The sequence below is a fragment of the Agrobacterium sp. SUL3 genome, from assembly GCF_001263295.1.
Classification (GTDB): Bacteria; Pseudomonadota; Alphaproteobacteria; order Rhizobiales; family Rhizobiaceae; genus Agrobacterium; species Agrobacterium tomkonis.
This window is the reverse complement of the sequence record NZ_KQ414518.1, coordinates 72,341-88,049: the sequence shown is the minus strand read 5'-3', so window position 1 is coordinate 88,049 and position 15,709 is coordinate 72,341. Positions and strand designations below refer to the sequence as shown.

12 protein-coding genes are annotated in these 15,709 nt (G+C 59.0%); 4 read left to right on the top strand and 8 right to left on the bottom strand.

Annotation, left to right across the window (positions count from 1 at the left end; all coding sequences use genetic code 11):
• Positions 1-97 precede the first annotated feature (97 nt).
• The 4 genes from AKG12_RS29740 to AKG12_RS25210 all read left to right on the top strand — a co-directional run bounded on the left by AKG12_RS29740 (position 98) and on the right by AKG12_RS25210 (position 3,706).
• Positions 98-1,041 (top strand): IS630 family transposase gene (locus AKG12_RS29740; protein ID WP_205758566.1). Its coding sequence is split into 2 segments (ribosomal slippage): positions 98-434 and positions 434-1,041, totalling 945 coding nucleotides; the frame shifts between segments, so codons are not numbered across the junction.
• A 290-nt stretch (positions 1,042-1,331) separates the two neighbouring features.
• Entirely contained in the window at positions 1,332-2,483 is a 1,152-nt protein-coding gene (locus AKG12_RS25215) for a calcium:cation antiporter (protein WP_052820901.1), read from the top strand.
• 54 nt (positions 2,484-2,537) lie between these two features.
• Positions 2,538-2,861, top strand: coding sequence for a hypothetical protein (locus tag AKG12_RS30415; RefSeq protein WP_156316087.1), 324 nt, complete (start codon positions 2,538-2,540; stop codon positions 2,859-2,861).
• 98 nt (positions 2,862-2,959) lie between these two features.
• The gene (locus tag AKG12_RS25210; protein ID WP_046801986.1) at positions 2,960-3,706 is read left to right on the top strand and encodes a F0F1 ATP synthase subunit A; all 747 of its coding nucleotides are present in this window, start codon (positions 2,960-2,962) and stop codon (positions 3,704-3,706) included.
• 55 nt (positions 3,707-3,761) lie between these two features.
• On the opposite strand, the gene acnA is transcribed toward AKG12_RS25210, so the two are convergent.
• The 8 genes from acnA to AKG12_RS25170 form a co-directional block, all read right to left on the bottom strand.
• Positions 3,762-6,377 (bottom strand): aconitate hydratase AcnA, encoded by a 2,616-nt coding sequence (acnA, locus tag AKG12_RS25205; protein ID WP_052820905.1) that lies wholly within the window; start codon positions 6,375-6,377, stop codon positions 3,762-3,764.
• A 190-nt stretch (positions 6,378-6,567) separates the two neighbouring features.
• Entirely contained in the window at positions 6,568-7,452 is an 885-nt protein-coding gene (locus AKG12_RS25200) for a GntR family transcriptional regulator (protein WP_052820900.1), read from the bottom strand.
• Positions 7,453-7,541: 89 nt separating this feature from the next.
• Positions 7,542-9,041, bottom strand: coding sequence for a tripartite tricarboxylate transporter permease (locus tag AKG12_RS25195; protein WP_052820899.1), 1,500 nt, complete (start codon positions 9,039-9,041; stop codon positions 7,542-7,544).
• 7 nt (positions 9,042-9,048) lie between these two features.
• A complete protein-coding gene (locus AKG12_RS25190; protein WP_046801983.1) occupies positions 9,049-9,522 on the bottom strand; it encodes a tripartite tricarboxylate transporter TctB family protein in 474 nt (157 codons plus the stop codon).
• 51 nt (positions 9,523-9,573) lie between these two features.
• The gene (locus AKG12_RS25185) at positions 9,574-10,539 is read right to left on the bottom strand and encodes a Bug family tripartite tricarboxylate transporter substrate binding protein (RefSeq protein ID WP_052820898.1); all 966 of its coding nucleotides are present in this window, start codon (positions 10,537-10,539) and stop codon (positions 9,574-9,576) included.
• Positions 10,540-10,829: 290 nt separating this feature from the next.
• Positions 10,830-11,633, bottom strand: a complete 804-nt coding sequence (locus AKG12_RS30810; RefSeq protein WP_197283352.1) for a hypothetical protein — start codon at positions 11,631-11,633, stop codon at positions 10,830-10,832.
• A gap of 196 nt (positions 11,634-11,829) precedes the next feature.
• Entirely contained in the window at positions 11,830-12,453 is a 624-nt protein-coding gene (locus AKG12_RS25175) for a TetR/AcrR family transcriptional regulator (protein WP_052820896.1), read from the bottom strand.
• 114 nt (positions 12,454-12,567) lie between these two features.
• Entirely contained in the window at positions 12,568-15,708 is a 3,141-nt protein-coding gene (locus tag AKG12_RS25170; RefSeq protein ID WP_052820895.1) for an efflux RND transporter permease subunit, read from the bottom strand.
• Position 15,709: the final 1 nt, after the last annotated feature.

Sequence of the window (15,709 nt, the reverse complement as noted above, 5' to 3'; positions counted from 1 at the left end):
TAGAGCACGTCCATTGAACGCGGAATCGCGTTGAGGATTCCCTTGGTCGCCGAATTCTGATTCCATCGCTGCGACTGGTGATTTGGTCGGAGGCAATATGACCCGAGCTTTCAGCGATGATTTGCGTAGCCGCGTTCTGGCTGCGTCACGGGATGGCATGTCGGCGCGATCAGCGGCGGCCCGATTTGGGATTGGCATTTCGACAGCCATCGCTTGGATCGCCAGCGCACGGGCGGGTCGGTTGACACCTGTGAAGCAGGGCCGACGCGTTGGCTCACGCCTCGATGCTCACGAGGACTTCATCATCGGCATGATCGAAGAGGCAAAGGATATCACGCTCAACGAGATGGTCCTGCGATTGCAGGAGGAGAGAGCCGTTTCCATCGGTCGCAGCGCGCTTGACGTCTGGCTGCGAAAGCGCGGCTGGACATTCAAAAAAAGACCGCACATGCACTGGAGCAGGAGAGTCTCGATCTCCTGAAGCGTCGCCAGGACTGGTTCGACGGCCAACTCGATCTCGATCCGGCGCGGCTCGTCTTCATCGATGAAACAGGCCTGAGCACGAAGATGTCACGGATTCGCGGGCGAGCCCCTTGCGGAGATCGATGCCGCTCACCGGTCCCGCACGGCCATTGGAAGACAACGACGTTTACCGGTGCACTCAGACTATCCGGCATGACCGCACCCATGGTCCTCGACGGTGCGATGAACGGGGTCGCATTCCAGGCCTATGTCCAGCAAGTTCTCATTCCAACCTTGGCACCGGGCGACATCGTCATCATGGACAATCTACCCGCACACAAGGCGCAGGGCGTGCGTCACGCAATCGAAGGTGCTGGATGCAGGTTGCTCTACCTTCCTCCCTACAGCCCGGACTTCAACCCCATCGAGAAGGCGTTCGCCAAGCTCAAAGCTGACTTGCGCGCAAAAGCAGAGCGAACGGTCGAGGGCTTATGGAATACGGTCGGCCAGATCGTCACACTGTTCGAGCAGCAAGAATGCGCAAACTACTTCAAATCATGCGGATATGACCCCGAGTAAAATGGATGCGCTCTANCACTGTTCGAGCAGCAAGAATGCGCAAACTACTTCAAATCATGCGGATATGACCCCGAGTAAAATGGATGCGCTCTAATCTTCCAAGCCGGGTATAAGCTGATGATGAATGCAACGCCAATGGCGCCTATCATCAAGGCGATGGCCCGACTGCGGCATTGCTTTCAGGAGCCCTGCCATGCTATCGCTGACATCAACAGCTTGACAGGGCTTCGTTCGGGACGACCCGAATGCGACAGATTACCGGGGACGACCCCAGATAGAGGTCGCCTGCAATGTCTGACAAATCTCCACCCCTTCTCCGCACTCCCTGGCCGAAACTCGTCGTGGCCTGGCTGGTTGTCGCCGTTTTCCAACTGTCCGGCCAGTCATGGCTTTCGGCGGACATGACGCCAACCGTTGCCATCTCGTGCTTTCTCGTGCTCTTCGCCACAATCCTGATGGCGGCTTTCGGAGTCGTGAAAGAGGCCGATGAACTGGCCCATCAATTGGGTGAACCATACGGAACGCTCATTCTCACACTGTCGATCGTTGCCATCGAAGTGATCCTGATTGCTGCGGTGATGCTGGGGCCGAACGAGGCGCCAACAATCGGAAGAGATTCCATATTCGCGGTGATGATGATCATCCTCAATCTCGTGACAGGTATCTGCCTTTTGGCGGGCGCAATGCGTTATGGCGAGCAGGAATATAATGCACCCGGCGCCGTTTCCTTCATTGCGATGACGGTCGTTCTGGCCGGCGTCGCGCTTCTGGTGCCGAACACGCTCCCCGCAGGCAATGGCACGTTTACCGCTCTCCAGGCCATCGTCATCTCCCTTGTGACCGTGATTGTCTACGGCAGTTTCCTCGCCCTCCAGATGGGCCGCTACCGCAGCCACTTCATGCAGCCCGCACCGGGCCGGATGTCAATCAGGCTGACAGAACCCGTCACGCGTCAGGCTCCAGACCATCCGACGGACGGTCATGCCCGCAAAAAGAACATCGTTCATTCGATGGTTCTGATCGGATTGATGCTGCCGATCGTACTGCTCGCACACGACCTCGCCATCGTCATTGACTACGGCGTTGCACAAGCCGGCGCCCCGGTGGCCGTTGGCGGCGTTCTTATTGCGATCATCGTCTTTACGCCCGAATCGATCACGGCCGTGAAGGCAGCATTGAACAACGAGACACAACGGGCAATCAATCTGTGCCTCGGCGCATTTGTTTCAACTGTCGGGCTCACGGTCCCGGCGGTCCTGACGGTCGGCCTCGTCACCGGCAAAACGGTGATCTTCGGAATTTCGCCCGCCGAAACCATCCTGTTTATCCTGACGGTTGCACTGACAACCCTGACCTATCTGGGCAGGCGAACCTCGGCAGCGCAGGGACTGTTGCATCTGATGCTGTTCGCCATCTTTGGCCTCCTGTTGTTTACGGCCTGAGAAAACGGCACGCGGGACGGCCCGCGCGCTTCAAACCGAACGGGGGACGGCCCCATGATCACGGGATTGATGATGTGGAAGGCGCCCCGGATGCTCTATCGGGACATTTCAGAAACGGTCGCACAAAGTGCAAATCAACGCTCTCCATGCTGGGTGACGCAGATTTCAGCGGCCTTGATCTTCGTTCTTGTCGCCAACCATCTGGTCCGGTTTTCCCGCGCCGATGCGTTTGCCGGAAAACGATTGTCACCTGCCACCGATTTGGCTAGAAAGCCCTGGCGCGGGACGACCCGTGCCTCGAAACGTTCCGGGGACGGCCCTGACTCTCAATCTTGGGATCAGAATGGCCGATATACCGAACACCCTCCCTATTTCTGACTTTCCACCACACGCACGGTCTTCCTGCGTCCGGCACAGCCGTGACCTCGAACACCCGCGCATTCCCGTCATTGTCGCAATTTACTGAAGGACCTGTCATGGCCGGCCCCATCGACCAATTCGAAGTCAAACCTCTCGTTGAAATAACAGTCGGGGATATCGACCTCAGCTTCACCAATGCTTCGGCATACATGTTTCTCACCGTCACACTGGCGAGTTCATTCCTGCTTCTGGCAACCGGCAAGGCCCGCCTCGTGCCCGGCCGCTGGCAATCGAGCGCGGAGCTGCTTTACCAGTTCGTTGCCAAGACCCTGCGTGACAATGCCGGCGAACAGGGAATGCGGTTCTTTCCCTTCGTGTTCTCGCTTTTCATGTTCATCCTGTTCGCGAACATGATCGGCATGTTTCCTTATGCCTTTACCGTAACGAGCCAGATCATCGTCACGTTCGGCCTCGCCATGATGGTGTTCGGCACCGTCACGCTCTATGGCCTGTTCAAACACGGCATTGGTTTTTTCGGCCTGTTCAAACCCGCTGGAATCCCGGCAATCCTGGCGCCGATCATCGTACCGATTGAGATCATCTCCTATATTTCGCGCCCGGTCAGCCATTCCGTCCGCCTGTTTGCGGTCATGCTTGCGGGTCATATCACCCTGAAGGTCTTTGCAGGTTTTGTCGTCTCCCTCGCCAGCGTCAATGCGCTGGGGGTAATCGGCGCCATCGCGCCACTCTTCATGACGGTCGCCATCACGGCTCTGGAGTTCCTGATGGCCGGCATTCAGGCCTATGTATTCACCATGCTCACCTGCATGTATCTCAACGACGCGCTGCATCCGGGACATTAGAGTATCGGCGGCATGCCGAGCGTCCCTTGTCCGCAAAGGCCCGCAAAAAGGGACGTCAGGCGCGCTGACGTTTCCCGGAAGGCCGGTGCAGGCGTTCAAGGATCAGGGGCAGAACCCCGCCGGCACACAAAATGGCGATTTCCGCCCGGGTTTCGATCGCCGCAGATGCCTCGAAAGAGATGGAAACCCCGTTGGGCCGCGTGATTGTCACGGGTATCGCGCAGCGGGGTGCGATCGACAGGACATCGGCATCCACGGTGATTGTGTCGCGGGCGGTCATTTCAAGCTGCGCGGGCTTCAGCCCTTCCGGAAGCCGCAATGGCAGGACACCCATGCCGATCAGGTTCCAGCGGTGAATGCGCTCGAAACTTGTCGCCAGAACCGCCCGAACACCCAGGAGCGCAACGCCTTTTGCGGCCCAGTCGCGGGAAGATCCCATTCCGTAACGCTCACCCGCCATAACGACAACGGATTTGCCTTCGGCTTCGTATCGCTGGGCAACATCCCAGAGCGGAAGAATTTCCCCCGTTCCCGCATGGATGGTAGAACCCGCGGGAATGTCGGCCGCCAGAAGATTGCGCACGGTCTTGTTGGTGAAGAGACCACGGATCATAACTTCCCAGTTGCCGCGCCGTGAAGAAAAAACATTGAGATCAAGCGGATTCTCGCCGCGATCAATGAGATGCCGTCCCGCGTCGCCCGTCGCGGGAATGGCACCCGCCGGCGAGATATGGTCGGTCGTGATGTCGTCGCCGAGCACGAGCATAGGATGGGCTTCATAGGCGCCAAGCCTCGTTCCCTTGCCGAAGCCGGAAAAAGGCGGCCGGCGGATATAGGTCGATTTCTCATCCCAGGGAAAAAGCATCGTTGTGGGCGCGGGAAGCTCCTTCCACGCCTTGCTTGCCTCGGCCGCGTCATAGGCCGGCGCGAAATCCTCGACCCTGGACGCCGTCTCCATGGCCGCATCGATCTCGGCACCGGTCGGCCAGATCATCGACAGCGTGACGGGAGTGCCACCGGCCGAAATGCCCAGGGGATCGTTCATGATATCGAGCTCAACCGTGCCGGCCAGAGCGAAAGCCACGACCATGGGTGGCGAGGCCAGAAAACCGGCTTCCAGCTGCGGATGAACCCGACCGGGGAAATTACGGTTGCCGGAAAGAACCGCGACAGGAAGAATGTCCCGCTCCGCCATTGCCATTGCAACCGGTCTGGTGAGTGAACCGGAATTGCCGATACAGGTGGTGCAGCCATAACCGACAATGCCGAAACCGACGGCCTCCAGATCGGTCAACAGCCCCGCACGCTGGAGGTAGCGCTCCGCCGTCGGCGAACCCGGAGCAGTCGAGGTTTTGACCCAATGCGGTGGGCGCAGACCGTAAGCATTGGCTTTGCGGGCCAGGAGCCCGGCGGCGATCAGGAGCCGGGGGTCGGACGTGTTGGTGCAGCTGGTAATCGCCGCGATTGCGACGGCGCCGTCATTCGGCTCACCTTCCAGGGAAATCGTGCCGGCCTTCTTCATGGCGGAGATCGCATGGCGCGTCGCGCTGACCGGAATTCTGTCCTGAGGGCGGCACGGTCCGGCAAGGCTTGGCTCGACGCTCGAAAGGTCGAGATCAAGGGTTGCGGTGTAGCGGGGATTTGTATCGGGATCGAACCAGATTCCGACACGTCTGGCATAAGCCTCAACGAAGGCAGCGTGATCCGGCGTGCGCCCGGTCTTGAGCAGATAGTCGACAGACTGACGATCTATCGGGAAATAACCGCTATTTGCTCCGAATTCCGGCGTCATATTGGCGATGACCGCCCGGTCACCAGCCGTCAGACCGGAGACGCCCGGACCGTAAAACTCGACATATTTATCCTGCAGGTCAATCTGGCGCAGCAGATGCGTGATGACCAGCGCGAGATCCGTGGCAAGCACGCCCTCTTTCAGCGCTCCTGTCAGCCGGATACCAACGACGTCAGGCACGCGAAGGGCGACCGGCATGCCGAAAAACACGCTTTCCGCCTCCAGCCCGCCGACACCCCAGCCAAGCACCCCGATGCCATTGATCATCGGCGTATGGCTGTCCGTACCGATCAGTGTGTCCGGCATGGCCCACAATATCCCATTGCGCCGCTGCGAGGTCACAACGGTTGCCAGGCGCTCGAGATTGAGCGTGTGCATGATGCCCGTGCCGGGGGGGTGTGTCCGAAAATCGGCAAGCGTATTCGTCGCCCATTTCATGAAGCTATAGCGCTCCGCATTCCGCTCATATTCGCGCTCCATATTGCGAGTGAGCGCCGATGAGGTCGCAAACACGTCCACGGCAACGGAATGGTCGGTCGAGACATCCACTGGAACAACCGGATTGAGTAGGGCGGGGTCGCCCCCGGCTTCTGCAAGCGCAGAGCGCATTCCGGCAATGTCGACCAAAGCCGGGCCGCAGGTCGTATCGTGCATCAGCACCCGGTTCGGCAGAAACGGAATTTCAACCTCGCTGCCACCGGTTTCAAGCCAGTCGATCATCGCCGCTTTCGCCCGTGCAGCGTCGTCTTCTCCGGTGCGAAGCACATTCTCCAGCAATATCCGATGAACATAAGGCATGCGCGCCAGACAGTCGCCCGCCTCTGCGGGAAGATCGATGATATCGTAGCTGACGCCGTTTATCTCGAATTTCGTTCGCATATTGTTGTGGTCGAGCGTCACGGCCATCCCCCGCAGGCGTTATCATTGCTTGCTTTGCAAGTCGCGATTTATATACATAATATAATCACAAAATGCAATTAGATCGATGATAAACAGATTGTCTTTTCACGCGGTGAAGGACACGAAACAGGCGAGCAATCCCAGCGCAACGTGACGAGACGTTAAGGATCTAGACCTTGGGTGACTTAATGCGGCTGGCACCCATGATGTGGGTGTAGAGAAAAGCAGCGGCCTCGTTCCGGCGACCATGTTCGATCAGGTCGAGAATTTGCAGATGTTCCTCCGTCTGCCGGGGCAAGCGGCTGCGGTCGATGGTGATGTGATATTCGATAAGCCGGCGCAGGCGGTTGATACGTCTGATCGCATCCAGGAAAAATTCATTCTGTGAGCAGGCGACGAGCATCTCGTGAAACTCGTTATTGGCCTTGAAGATTTCGGCGCGCGACCATGTTTCATATCCGCCGTCACGCAGCCGCGTCTGAACCTCCCGCGCCCGCTTTAGACCTTCGGTATTGGGCTCGAAACTCGGAAGCAACATGGCCTGTTGCTCGATCACGGCGCGAAAGGCGTAACCGTCCTCATAGCTCTTCTTCGACGTCAGCGCCTGCGTGAACGCCCAGCCATTGCCGGGCAGGCGCTCGATCCAGCCTTCTTCCGCAATACGCCGAAGGACCCTCAGAAGCTTGGTGCGCGGAAGATCGTAAAACCGCATGAGTTCGTTTTCGCTCATGCGCTCGTCAAGCTTGCCGGCGAGGCGATCCTCGGCGATGCGGAAATAGATCGCCTCGTCGCCCTCGCCGTCTTCAACAGCTGCGGATTTCATATCCTGAAGACCGCCGGGGTCGACCGCCAGGAAATAACCGCGATTGGGCTCTGCCCGCACGACGCCCTGGGTCTCCAGTTGCTTGAGTGCGCTCATGATGGGAGCACGCGAGACACGGAAGGCGTCAGCCAGCATTTGAAGAGGAAGATGCTCGCCCTTGCCGATCCCATTCGCCTGAATGAATTCAATCACGTTTCCGACGATCTGCGGCGTAAGACTTTTCCGTACCATGGGGCTCGCTCTGTAATTTTGCCCAGTCTTGTATGATCCCCGGCCTCAAAGCAACAGGCGGCCGCCCGAACGGGCCGCCGCCTCACTGTTCAATCCTCATCCTGCCGGAAGCGGGAAAGCCCCTTGAAAAGGAAGGGTGCAACGAGCGCAATCACCGCAAAGGCGATCATCGTCCCCGAACTCGGATGTTGCAGCAGGATCATGGGATCACCAAGGCTCATCTGCAACGAGCGCCTGAGGGCGCTATCTGCCAATGGCCCGAGGATGAGACCGACGACGGCCGGCGCGACGGGATAATCGAATTTCCGCATGAAAAAGCCGACAACGCCAAATCCGGTCAGCAGCAGCAATTCGACAACGGAAGGATTGGCCGCGATTGTTCCCATCGAGGCGAAGACGAGGATGCCCGCGTAAAGCCATGGCAGCGGAATGGCGAGAAGGCGCACCCACAATCCAACCAGCGGAAGGTTGAGCACCAGCAACATGACATTGGCAATGAACAGGCTGGCAACCAGTCCCCAGACGAGATCCGCATGCTGCGTAAAGAGCAGCGGACCCGGCTGGATATTATACTGCTGGAATCCCGCCAGCATGACGGCGGCCGTGGCGGAGGTGGGCAGCCCAAGCGTGAGCAGTGGAACGAGCGTACCGGCAGCCGAAGCGTTATTGGCGGCCTCAGGACCGGCTACGCCCTCGATCGCACCGTTGCCAAATTCTTCTGGTTTTTTCGAAAGCTTCCGCTCGATGTTGTAACTGAGGAAGGTCGGAATCTCCGCTCCGCCTGCAGGCAGTGCACCGATTGGAAACCCGATTATGGTTCCGCGCAGCCACGGCTTCCATGAACGTTTCCAGTCCTCAAGCGTCATCCAGATCGATCCTTTGACGGGGATCGGTTTTTCCGGCTTGTGGAGGTGACGGGACGCGACAAGCAGTGCCTCGCCTATCGCAAACAGGCCGACGGCCAGCGTCGTGACTTCCACACCGTCCAGAAGCTCCGGCACACCGAAGGTCAGGCGCGCCTGCCCGGTCAATTGATCGATGCCCATCAGGCCGAGCCACAGACCGAAAGCAAGGCTCGTCAGCCCCCTGAGCGGCGACGACCCAAATGTCGCGGAAACGGTAACGAAAGCAATCAGCATCAGCCCGAAATAATCCCACGGACCGAACTGGACGGCGACCTTGACAAGAATGGGCGCAAGGAATGCCAGGCCAAAAGTGGCTACCAGCGCAGCCACGAACGAGCCGATCGCAGCCGTCGCAAGCGCCGGGCCGCCGCGACCCGCCCGCGCCATCTTGTTGCCCTCAAGTGCGGTCACGACAGAGGCGCTTTCTCCCGGCGTGTTGAGCAGGATCGCGGTAGTCGACCCGCCATACATGCCACCATAATAGATACCGGCAAACATGATGATCGAGCCGCCGGGATCGAGCTTGAACGTCACCGGCAGGAGAAGGGCGACCGTCAGTGCCGGGCCAATGCCGGGAAGCACGCCGACAGCCGTACCGATGATGACCCCCACGGCCGCAAAGATGAGATTTGCGGGTTCGATTGCGGTAGAGAACCCCTGGAACAGGGCGAAAAGCGAATCCATGATCACCTCAGAACAGACGCTCAAGCGGCCCCTGGGGCAGCGCGAGGGTCAAAAGCTTGTTGAACATGAGGAAGATCACGACGGCGATGATCGCCCCGAGACAGAGGTCCACGGCCAATGCCCTGCGCCCGAATGCTTTGGCAGTGAAAGCGAAAAGCAGCGTCGACCCCAGAATGAAACCACCGCCGAACCAGATCGCACCGATCAGGCCTGACAAGGCAATGGCGATCCAGCCCACGGCCTTCCAGTCGGTTGCCTCATCCTCCAGTTCACTCGGCCTGAAAGCGCTGAACAGATGCCCGAGTGACAGGAGGAAAAACAGCAGGGCGACAAAATAGGAAGCGGCATTCGCGCTCATGCCATAGGTCGCCCGCGCCGTCATGCCGCTTGCATCCCAATAGGTGATGACCGCTATGGCAAACAGAATGACGGCAACGACCACCGCAGGCGGATTGCGCAGCGAAGATGTTTTGGATGTCATGATATTCCTCACGGGCGGGAAACGGTCTCTCCGCCTCCCGCGCTGGCCAGATCAGTTGGCAAGGCCGATGGATGTCAGGATCGCGCGGACCCGTTCGGTTTCAGAGCCGATGAAGGTCATGAATTCGTCAGAGGGCGCGTAATAGTCGGTCCATCCCCGCGCTTTCAAAACGGTTTGCCACCCGTTCGATTTGACGGTTTTTTCAATGGCAGCCTGCAATGCCTCAAGCTCTTTGCCCTCGACACCCTGACCGGCAAAGACGCCACGCCAGTTCACGAGTTCGATATCGAAGCCCTGGGCCTTCAGAGGTTTCGCCTCGATGCCCGGGATAGGCTCGGGATAGGATATTGCAAGCGCGCGCAGATCGCCGGACTTGATCTGGCCTTCCCATTCGCCGTAGCCCGAGACACCTGCCGTCGCCTGCCCGCCAAGCATGGCTGCGAGCGACTCACCGCCGCCGGAATAGGCAACGTAATTGATCTTGGCCGGGTCCTGCCCGGATGCCTTGGTCACCAGAGCCGCCAGAATATGATCCGCACCGCCGGCCGAGCCTCCGACCCAGATGGTCTTGGCCACATCTTTCTCGATGGTTGCCTGCAGATCGGCCATCGTCTTGATCGGCGAATCCTTCGGCACGACGATCACGAGCGGATCGCCGGTGAGGCGGGCAAGGGGTGTAACCTGCGTCAGATCGACAGGTGAGTTGTTGGAAATGCTGGCGCCGACCAGCGTGATGCCGGCAACCAGCAGCTGGTTAGGGTTGCCCTTGGCCTGCCCGACAAATTGCGCCAGCCCAACCGTGCCGCCGGCACCGGGCACGTTGACGACCTGCACGCTCTTGGCCGCGCCTGTCGCCATCATGACCTCCTGAAGCGAACGCGATGCCGCATCCCAGCCACCACCTGCCCCTGCCGGCGCGGTGATCGTCAATTCCAGCTGCTGCGCCTTCACGGGCGTCACGGCGAAGCCGACAGCCGCGAGCGCGGCGGCAAAGCCAAATCCGATAAATTTTTGCATGTGTTCCTCCAACAGACTTCGTGCTCCCTCCGAGCAATAGGGCAAATCTGCATTATATAATTATAAAAGTAAATATACCGCTGGAGAAGATTTTGAATGCGCGCAGCCTCTTGCCTGATCGCAAAGCCGCACGGCTAGGTGCGGGATATTAGCTGGGCACAGGAGCGGCAGGCGCGTGTGGGCCGACAATCAACTCAGCCTCGGCATGAACACCGCAGGAATGGATCGCGATTTTGATCGCGATCGACAGGGTTCGCTTGTGCGTCCACGCATCAAGCTCTTGCATTGCCTTAATGCTTGCCCTTGCCAGATCGCAGCGAAAGTCCGAACGCCACCATCGTGAAACCCGCCACCAGAAGATCCGCCGCCAGAATGATGTCCGGCCCCGCTCCCAGTCCCAAGGAGCGATCCGCGACCAGCCATGCGACAAAGAAGAGGGTGGTGAAGCCGCCTGCCAGCAGGGATGCAGCCCCCCGGTGGGGGCGGATCGTTTCTCCAATCCAGAGCCGCAATAACGAAAGACCAATAAACAGACAGCAGAAAAGCAGAAAGGCCGCGGACGATCGAAGGCCCTCATCGACGCAGACGATACATCCCATCGCTGCCTGGAGGGCGCCGATCGCGATCCAGTCCGGATAAAATGCGGGACGCGCAAGCCGCATGATGATGATTGCAAAGAGCAATCCGCCTAGCATTGGTCCGAGGCCCGGCAGATAACCTTCGAAGTTCCGGTCAAGAAACCTGTTGGCGAGGGACAACACGGCGAAATCGACCAGAATGATGCCAAGCGCGACCACTCTCAGCCAGTCGGACGGTTTCCTGAAACGGTTTTGACCGACCTCCCGTCCACTGCAGATGAGACGGCGAAGCCGCGGGAGAAACGACGGGGCACGCTGGTGGGGAAAAACGTGCCCCGTCCGATGTCCGGCAATGAGCGTTGCGGACATCACTGGCCCTGACTGCGGGGGACGATACGTCAGAGCCATGTTTATCGAAGACGGAGCAGGCGCGAAATCTCCGTAACCTGTGCAAACAACCAGACTACCGCGAATGGGAAGAGACTGGCGCGAAACATTTTCCCGATCCTGCATCATTTTCGGAACCGCCTCCTCCATTGGGTAACCGGTTCGCTTTCGAGATCGTAACGGTCAACCAGCCCTGCTTGCCGGGGCAACAGTAGCCATGCCTTTATATATACATACAAAACGTTTGTAAATTCGAACCTAGTCATCTTCCTTCACCAGCGCATGTCAGACGTGGTTTGCCTGCCGTGATTTTGTCAGGATCGGTTCAGTTGAGGCCTTGGTGTTTTTGCTGAACTCCGGCCAGCAAAGTCGTAACCAGAAGGCTCCCGTCTTCGGAGAGCGTAAAGACGCTCTTCCTTAACGCCCATTCCGTAATGAGACCGCCCATAGCCGCATAAAGCATGGAGGCCGCCTTTTCCGGCGTCCACGGCTTCACCATTCCGGGATTTCGCTCGACTGCCCTGAATATGCGCACGAACAATTCATGCATTTCCTCGGGAAACGTGTTTTGTGCCGCCTCATCCTTTTCCGCCAGAACGATATCAAGCCTCATCATCACCCGCAGCAGACCGCGCTGACGGGGATCCTGCTCCAGCATCCTGAAGGTATCGGCTATGATATCACCGAGTTTTTCGATGGAAGCGGAGCTGCGGCCATCGGAAAGTTCGTCGGCAAATCGCCGAAACGGTTCCTGCGCCTCGTTTCTGAGAGCAAGCAGAAGCCCGTGCTTGTTCTTGAAATGCCAGTGAATCGCACCCCGGGTCACACCGGAAAGAGCAGCGATTTCCTCGAGGCTGACATTGTCGTAGCCCTTGTCCAGAAACAGGGTCTCTGCCGCCTGCAAAATCTGGCGGCCCGTCTCCGCCGCCTGCTCCTTGGTTCTCCTCACGTCTCTAAACTCCCATGACTGAATTTCGCCGTTGCTTTCTACATGGACCAGCCCGGCAAAAGCAAACCGCCGTCCCGCCGCAACTCGTCACGGCGGGACGGGAATGCATCGACCTCAGGCGGTTTTCGGCTCAGCCGCCTTTACGCTCCTGCGGCTAAATATCCCCGATATCAGCACGAAGAAAACCGGCACGAAAACAATCGCCAGCAAAGTCCCCGTCACCGTTCCAAAGAAGGTGGCAAAGCCGATAGCCTGGCGCGCGCCGGCACCGGCACCCGTCGATATGACGAGCGGGATGACCCCGAGACCAAAGGCAAGCGACGTCATCAGGATCGGCCGGAAGCGAAGTTTCGCCGCCTGGCAGACCGCCTCGAATGCGCTTTCGCCAAGCTGCGCCATTCGCTCCCGCGCAAATTCGACAATCATGATGCCGTTCTTGCCCGTCAGGCCGACCACCGTCAGAAGACCCACCTGGAAATAGACGCCGTTCGACTGTCCACCGATCCATGCGCCCAGAAGTGCACCGAGGATACCGACCGGCATGGCGAGCAGAACCGCAACGGGAATGGTCCAGCTTTCATAGAGCGCCGCAAGGCAGAGGAACATGGTCGCCAATGCCAGCCCATAGAGGGGAAGGGCGCCGGCACCGGCATCCTTTTCCTCAAGCGACATTCCCGTCCATTGCAGGCTGAAGCCAGGCGGCAGTTTCGCGGCAAGCGCCTCCATTTCCGCCAGCGCCTCACCCGAGGAAAAACCCGGAGCCGCCGACCCTTCGATCGACATGGCAGGAAGAGCGTCATAACGGCTGACTTGCTGAGGCCCGAAGACCCAGTTCTGGCTGGCAATTGTCGAAAGATCGACGAAATCGCCATTCGCATTCGGTACCCGCCAGAGAGCAAGATCTTCCGGCCCGGTGCGCGCCAGGGGCTCGCCCTGCACATAAACGCGCTTCATGCGTCCCTCGTAGAGGAAGTCGTTCACATAGGAACTCGACCAGACGGTGGTCAGGAACGACCCGACATCCGCTGCGCTGAGACCAACGGCGCCGGCTTTGCCCCAGTCGATGTTGAGTTCGAACTGGGAAGCATCTTCCACGCCATTCGGCCGGACGGCCATGAGCTTGGGGCTTTGCGCCGCCAGCCCCAGCAGCATGTTGCGCGCTTCCAGAAGCTGCTCATGGCTCTGGCCGGAACGCGCCTGCAGGAAGGCGGTAAAGCCGTTGGAGTTGCCGAGTTCCGTGACCGCCGGCGGCACCAGCGGAACCACGATCGCCTCCTTGATGCCGCCCATCAAAGGCCCGAAAGCACGCGCGGCGATGGCCTGGGCAGAGTCGTCCTTACCCTTGCGTTCTTCCCAGTCCTTCAGCTTGACGAACATCATGCCCATGTTCTGGCCCTGACCGGCGAAAGAGAAACCACGAACCGAGAAGACAGCCTCGACGTTCTGCGCTTCGGCATTCATGTAGTAGTTTTCCACCTTGCCCAGAACCGCCTCGGTATTTTGCGCGGTGGAACCGGGCGGCGTCTGGATGATGGTGAGCAGGGTTCCCTGATCCTCATCGGGAAGGAACGAGGTGGGCGTCTTCTGGTAAAGGAAGACCATGGCGACCACCAGAAGCAGGTAGACGAGGAACATCCGGACCGGCCTTTTTGCCGAAGCCCTGACGATATTGCCGTATCTTGTCGTCAGCCATGAGAAATTGCGCTCGAACCAGTTGCTGAACCGGCCGGCAAGGCCCGGCTTTGCATTATGGTCATGGGCCTTCAGCATCGTCGCGCAGAGCGCCGGTGTGAAGATCAGGGCCACCAGCACCGAGAGCGCCATGGCCGCGACGATCGTCACCGAGAACTGCTTGTACATTTCCCCTGTCGCGCCGCCAAAAAACGCCATGGGCACGAAGACGGCGGAAACCACCATGGCGATGCCCACAAGCGCGCCCTGGATTTCTCCCATCGATTTTTTCGTCGCCGCGACGGGATCGAGATGTTCGTCTCGCATGATGCGCTCGACATTTTCCACCACCACGATCGCATCATCCACCAGCAGGCCGATCGCCAGAACCATGGCAAGCATGGTGAGCGTGTTGATCGAGAATTCAAGCGCCGCCATGATGCCGAAGGTTCCGAGCAGAACCACCGGCACGGCCAGCGTCGGGATCAGCGTCGCGCGGAAATTATGCAGGAAGATCAGCATCACGAACACCACCAGCACGATTGCTTCGATGAGCGTGTGAATAACTGCCTCGATGGAAAGCGAGACGAACGGCGTCGTGTCATAGGGAATGACATAGCTTACCCCCGCGGGAAGGAATGCGCCGAGATCGGCCATCTTCGCCTTCACCAGTTCCGCCGTTTCAAGCGCATTGGCGCCGGATGCCAGCTGGATTGCCATGCCTGACGACGGTTTGCCGTTATAGAAGCTGGAGATTTCGTAGTTTTCGGTTCCGAGTTCCGCCCGCGCAACATCACGCAGCAACACCAGCCCGCCATCGGTATCGGCACGCAAGACAATGCGTTCGAAATCCTGCGGCGTCTTCAGGAGCGACTGCGCGGTGACGGTGGCATTGAGCTGCTGGCCTTCCGGTGCCGGCATTGCGCCGAAGGCACCGGCCGATATCTGCGCATTCTGGGCGCTGATGGCATTGATGACGGTGGTGGGAGAGAGGCCGTAATATTTCAGCTTCTGCGGATCGAGCCAGATCCGCATCGCATATTCCGATCCGAACACCTCGACCTTGCCGACGCCCTTCAGCCTCGAGATCGGTTCAACCATGTAGGAGTTCAGGTAGTCGGCCAGATCGATGGCGCTTCGGGCCCCGTCGTCGGAGATCAGCGCGATCACCATCAGGAAGCCGGTTGTCGATTTCTCGACCGTCACGCCCTGGCGTGTCACTTCCGAAGGCAGGCTCGCTTCGGCCTGGCTCAGCTTGTTCTGGACCTGCACCTGAGCGATATCGGGATCAGTGCCCAGATTGAAGGTGAGCGTCACGGTGGCGCGGCCCGTCGATGTCGTCGAGGAGTCGATATAACGCAGCCCGTCAAGGCCCGTCATTTCCTTCTCGATGATCTGCACCACCGTATCCGCAACCGTCTCGGCGGATGCACCGGGATAGGTCGCGCCGATAACCACGGATGGACCGGCTATCGAGGGATATTGCGAGATCGGCAGTCTCATGATCGACAGGACGCCGAGGCCCATGATGATGATTGCGATGACCCAGGCAAAAATGGGTCTGTCTATGAAAAACCGTGCCATG

What these genes read in the sequence shown, in the direction of transcription:
- AKG12_RS25190 (WP_046801983.1), bottom strand. Translation starts at nt 9,522, where the DNA reads ATGACATCCAAAACATCTTCGCTGCGCAATCCGCCTGCGGTGGTCGTT.
- AKG12_RS25185 (WP_052820898.1), bottom strand. Translation starts at nt 10,539, where the DNA reads ATGCAAAAATTTATCGGATTTGGCTTTGCCGCCGCGCTCGCGGCTGTC.
- AKG12_RS30810 (WP_197283352.1), bottom strand. Translation starts at nt 11,633, where the DNA reads ATGATGCAGGATCGGGAAAATGTTTCGCGCCAGTCTCTTCCCATTCGC.
- AKG12_RS25195 (WP_052820899.1), bottom strand. Translation starts at nt 9,041, where the DNA reads ATGGATTCGCTTTTCGCCCTGTTCCAGGGGTTCTCTACCGCAATCGAA.
- AKG12_RS25170 (WP_052820895.1), bottom strand. Translation starts at nt 15,708, where the DNA reads ATGGCACGGTTTTTCATAGACAGACCCATTTTTGCCTGGGTCATCGCA.
- acnA (WP_052820905.1), bottom strand. Translation starts at nt 6,377, where the DNA reads ATGCGAACGAAATTCGAGATAAACGGCGTCAGCTACGATATCATCGAT.
- AKG12_RS25215 (WP_052820901.1), top strand. Translation starts at nt 1,332, where the DNA reads ATGTCTGACAAATCTCCACCCCTTCTCCGCACTCCCTGGCCGAAACTC.
- AKG12_RS25200 (WP_052820900.1), bottom strand. Translation starts at nt 7,452, where the DNA reads ATGGTACGGAAAAGTCTTACGCCGCAGATCGTCGGAAACGTGATTGAA.
- AKG12_RS30415 (WP_156316087.1), top strand. Translation starts at nt 2,538, where the DNA reads ATGATCACGGGATTGATGATGTGGAAGGCGCCCCGGATGCTCTATCGG.
- AKG12_RS25210 (WP_046801986.1), top strand. Translation starts at nt 2,960, where the DNA reads ATGGCCGGCCCCATCGACCAATTCGAAGTCAAACCTCTCGTTGAAATA.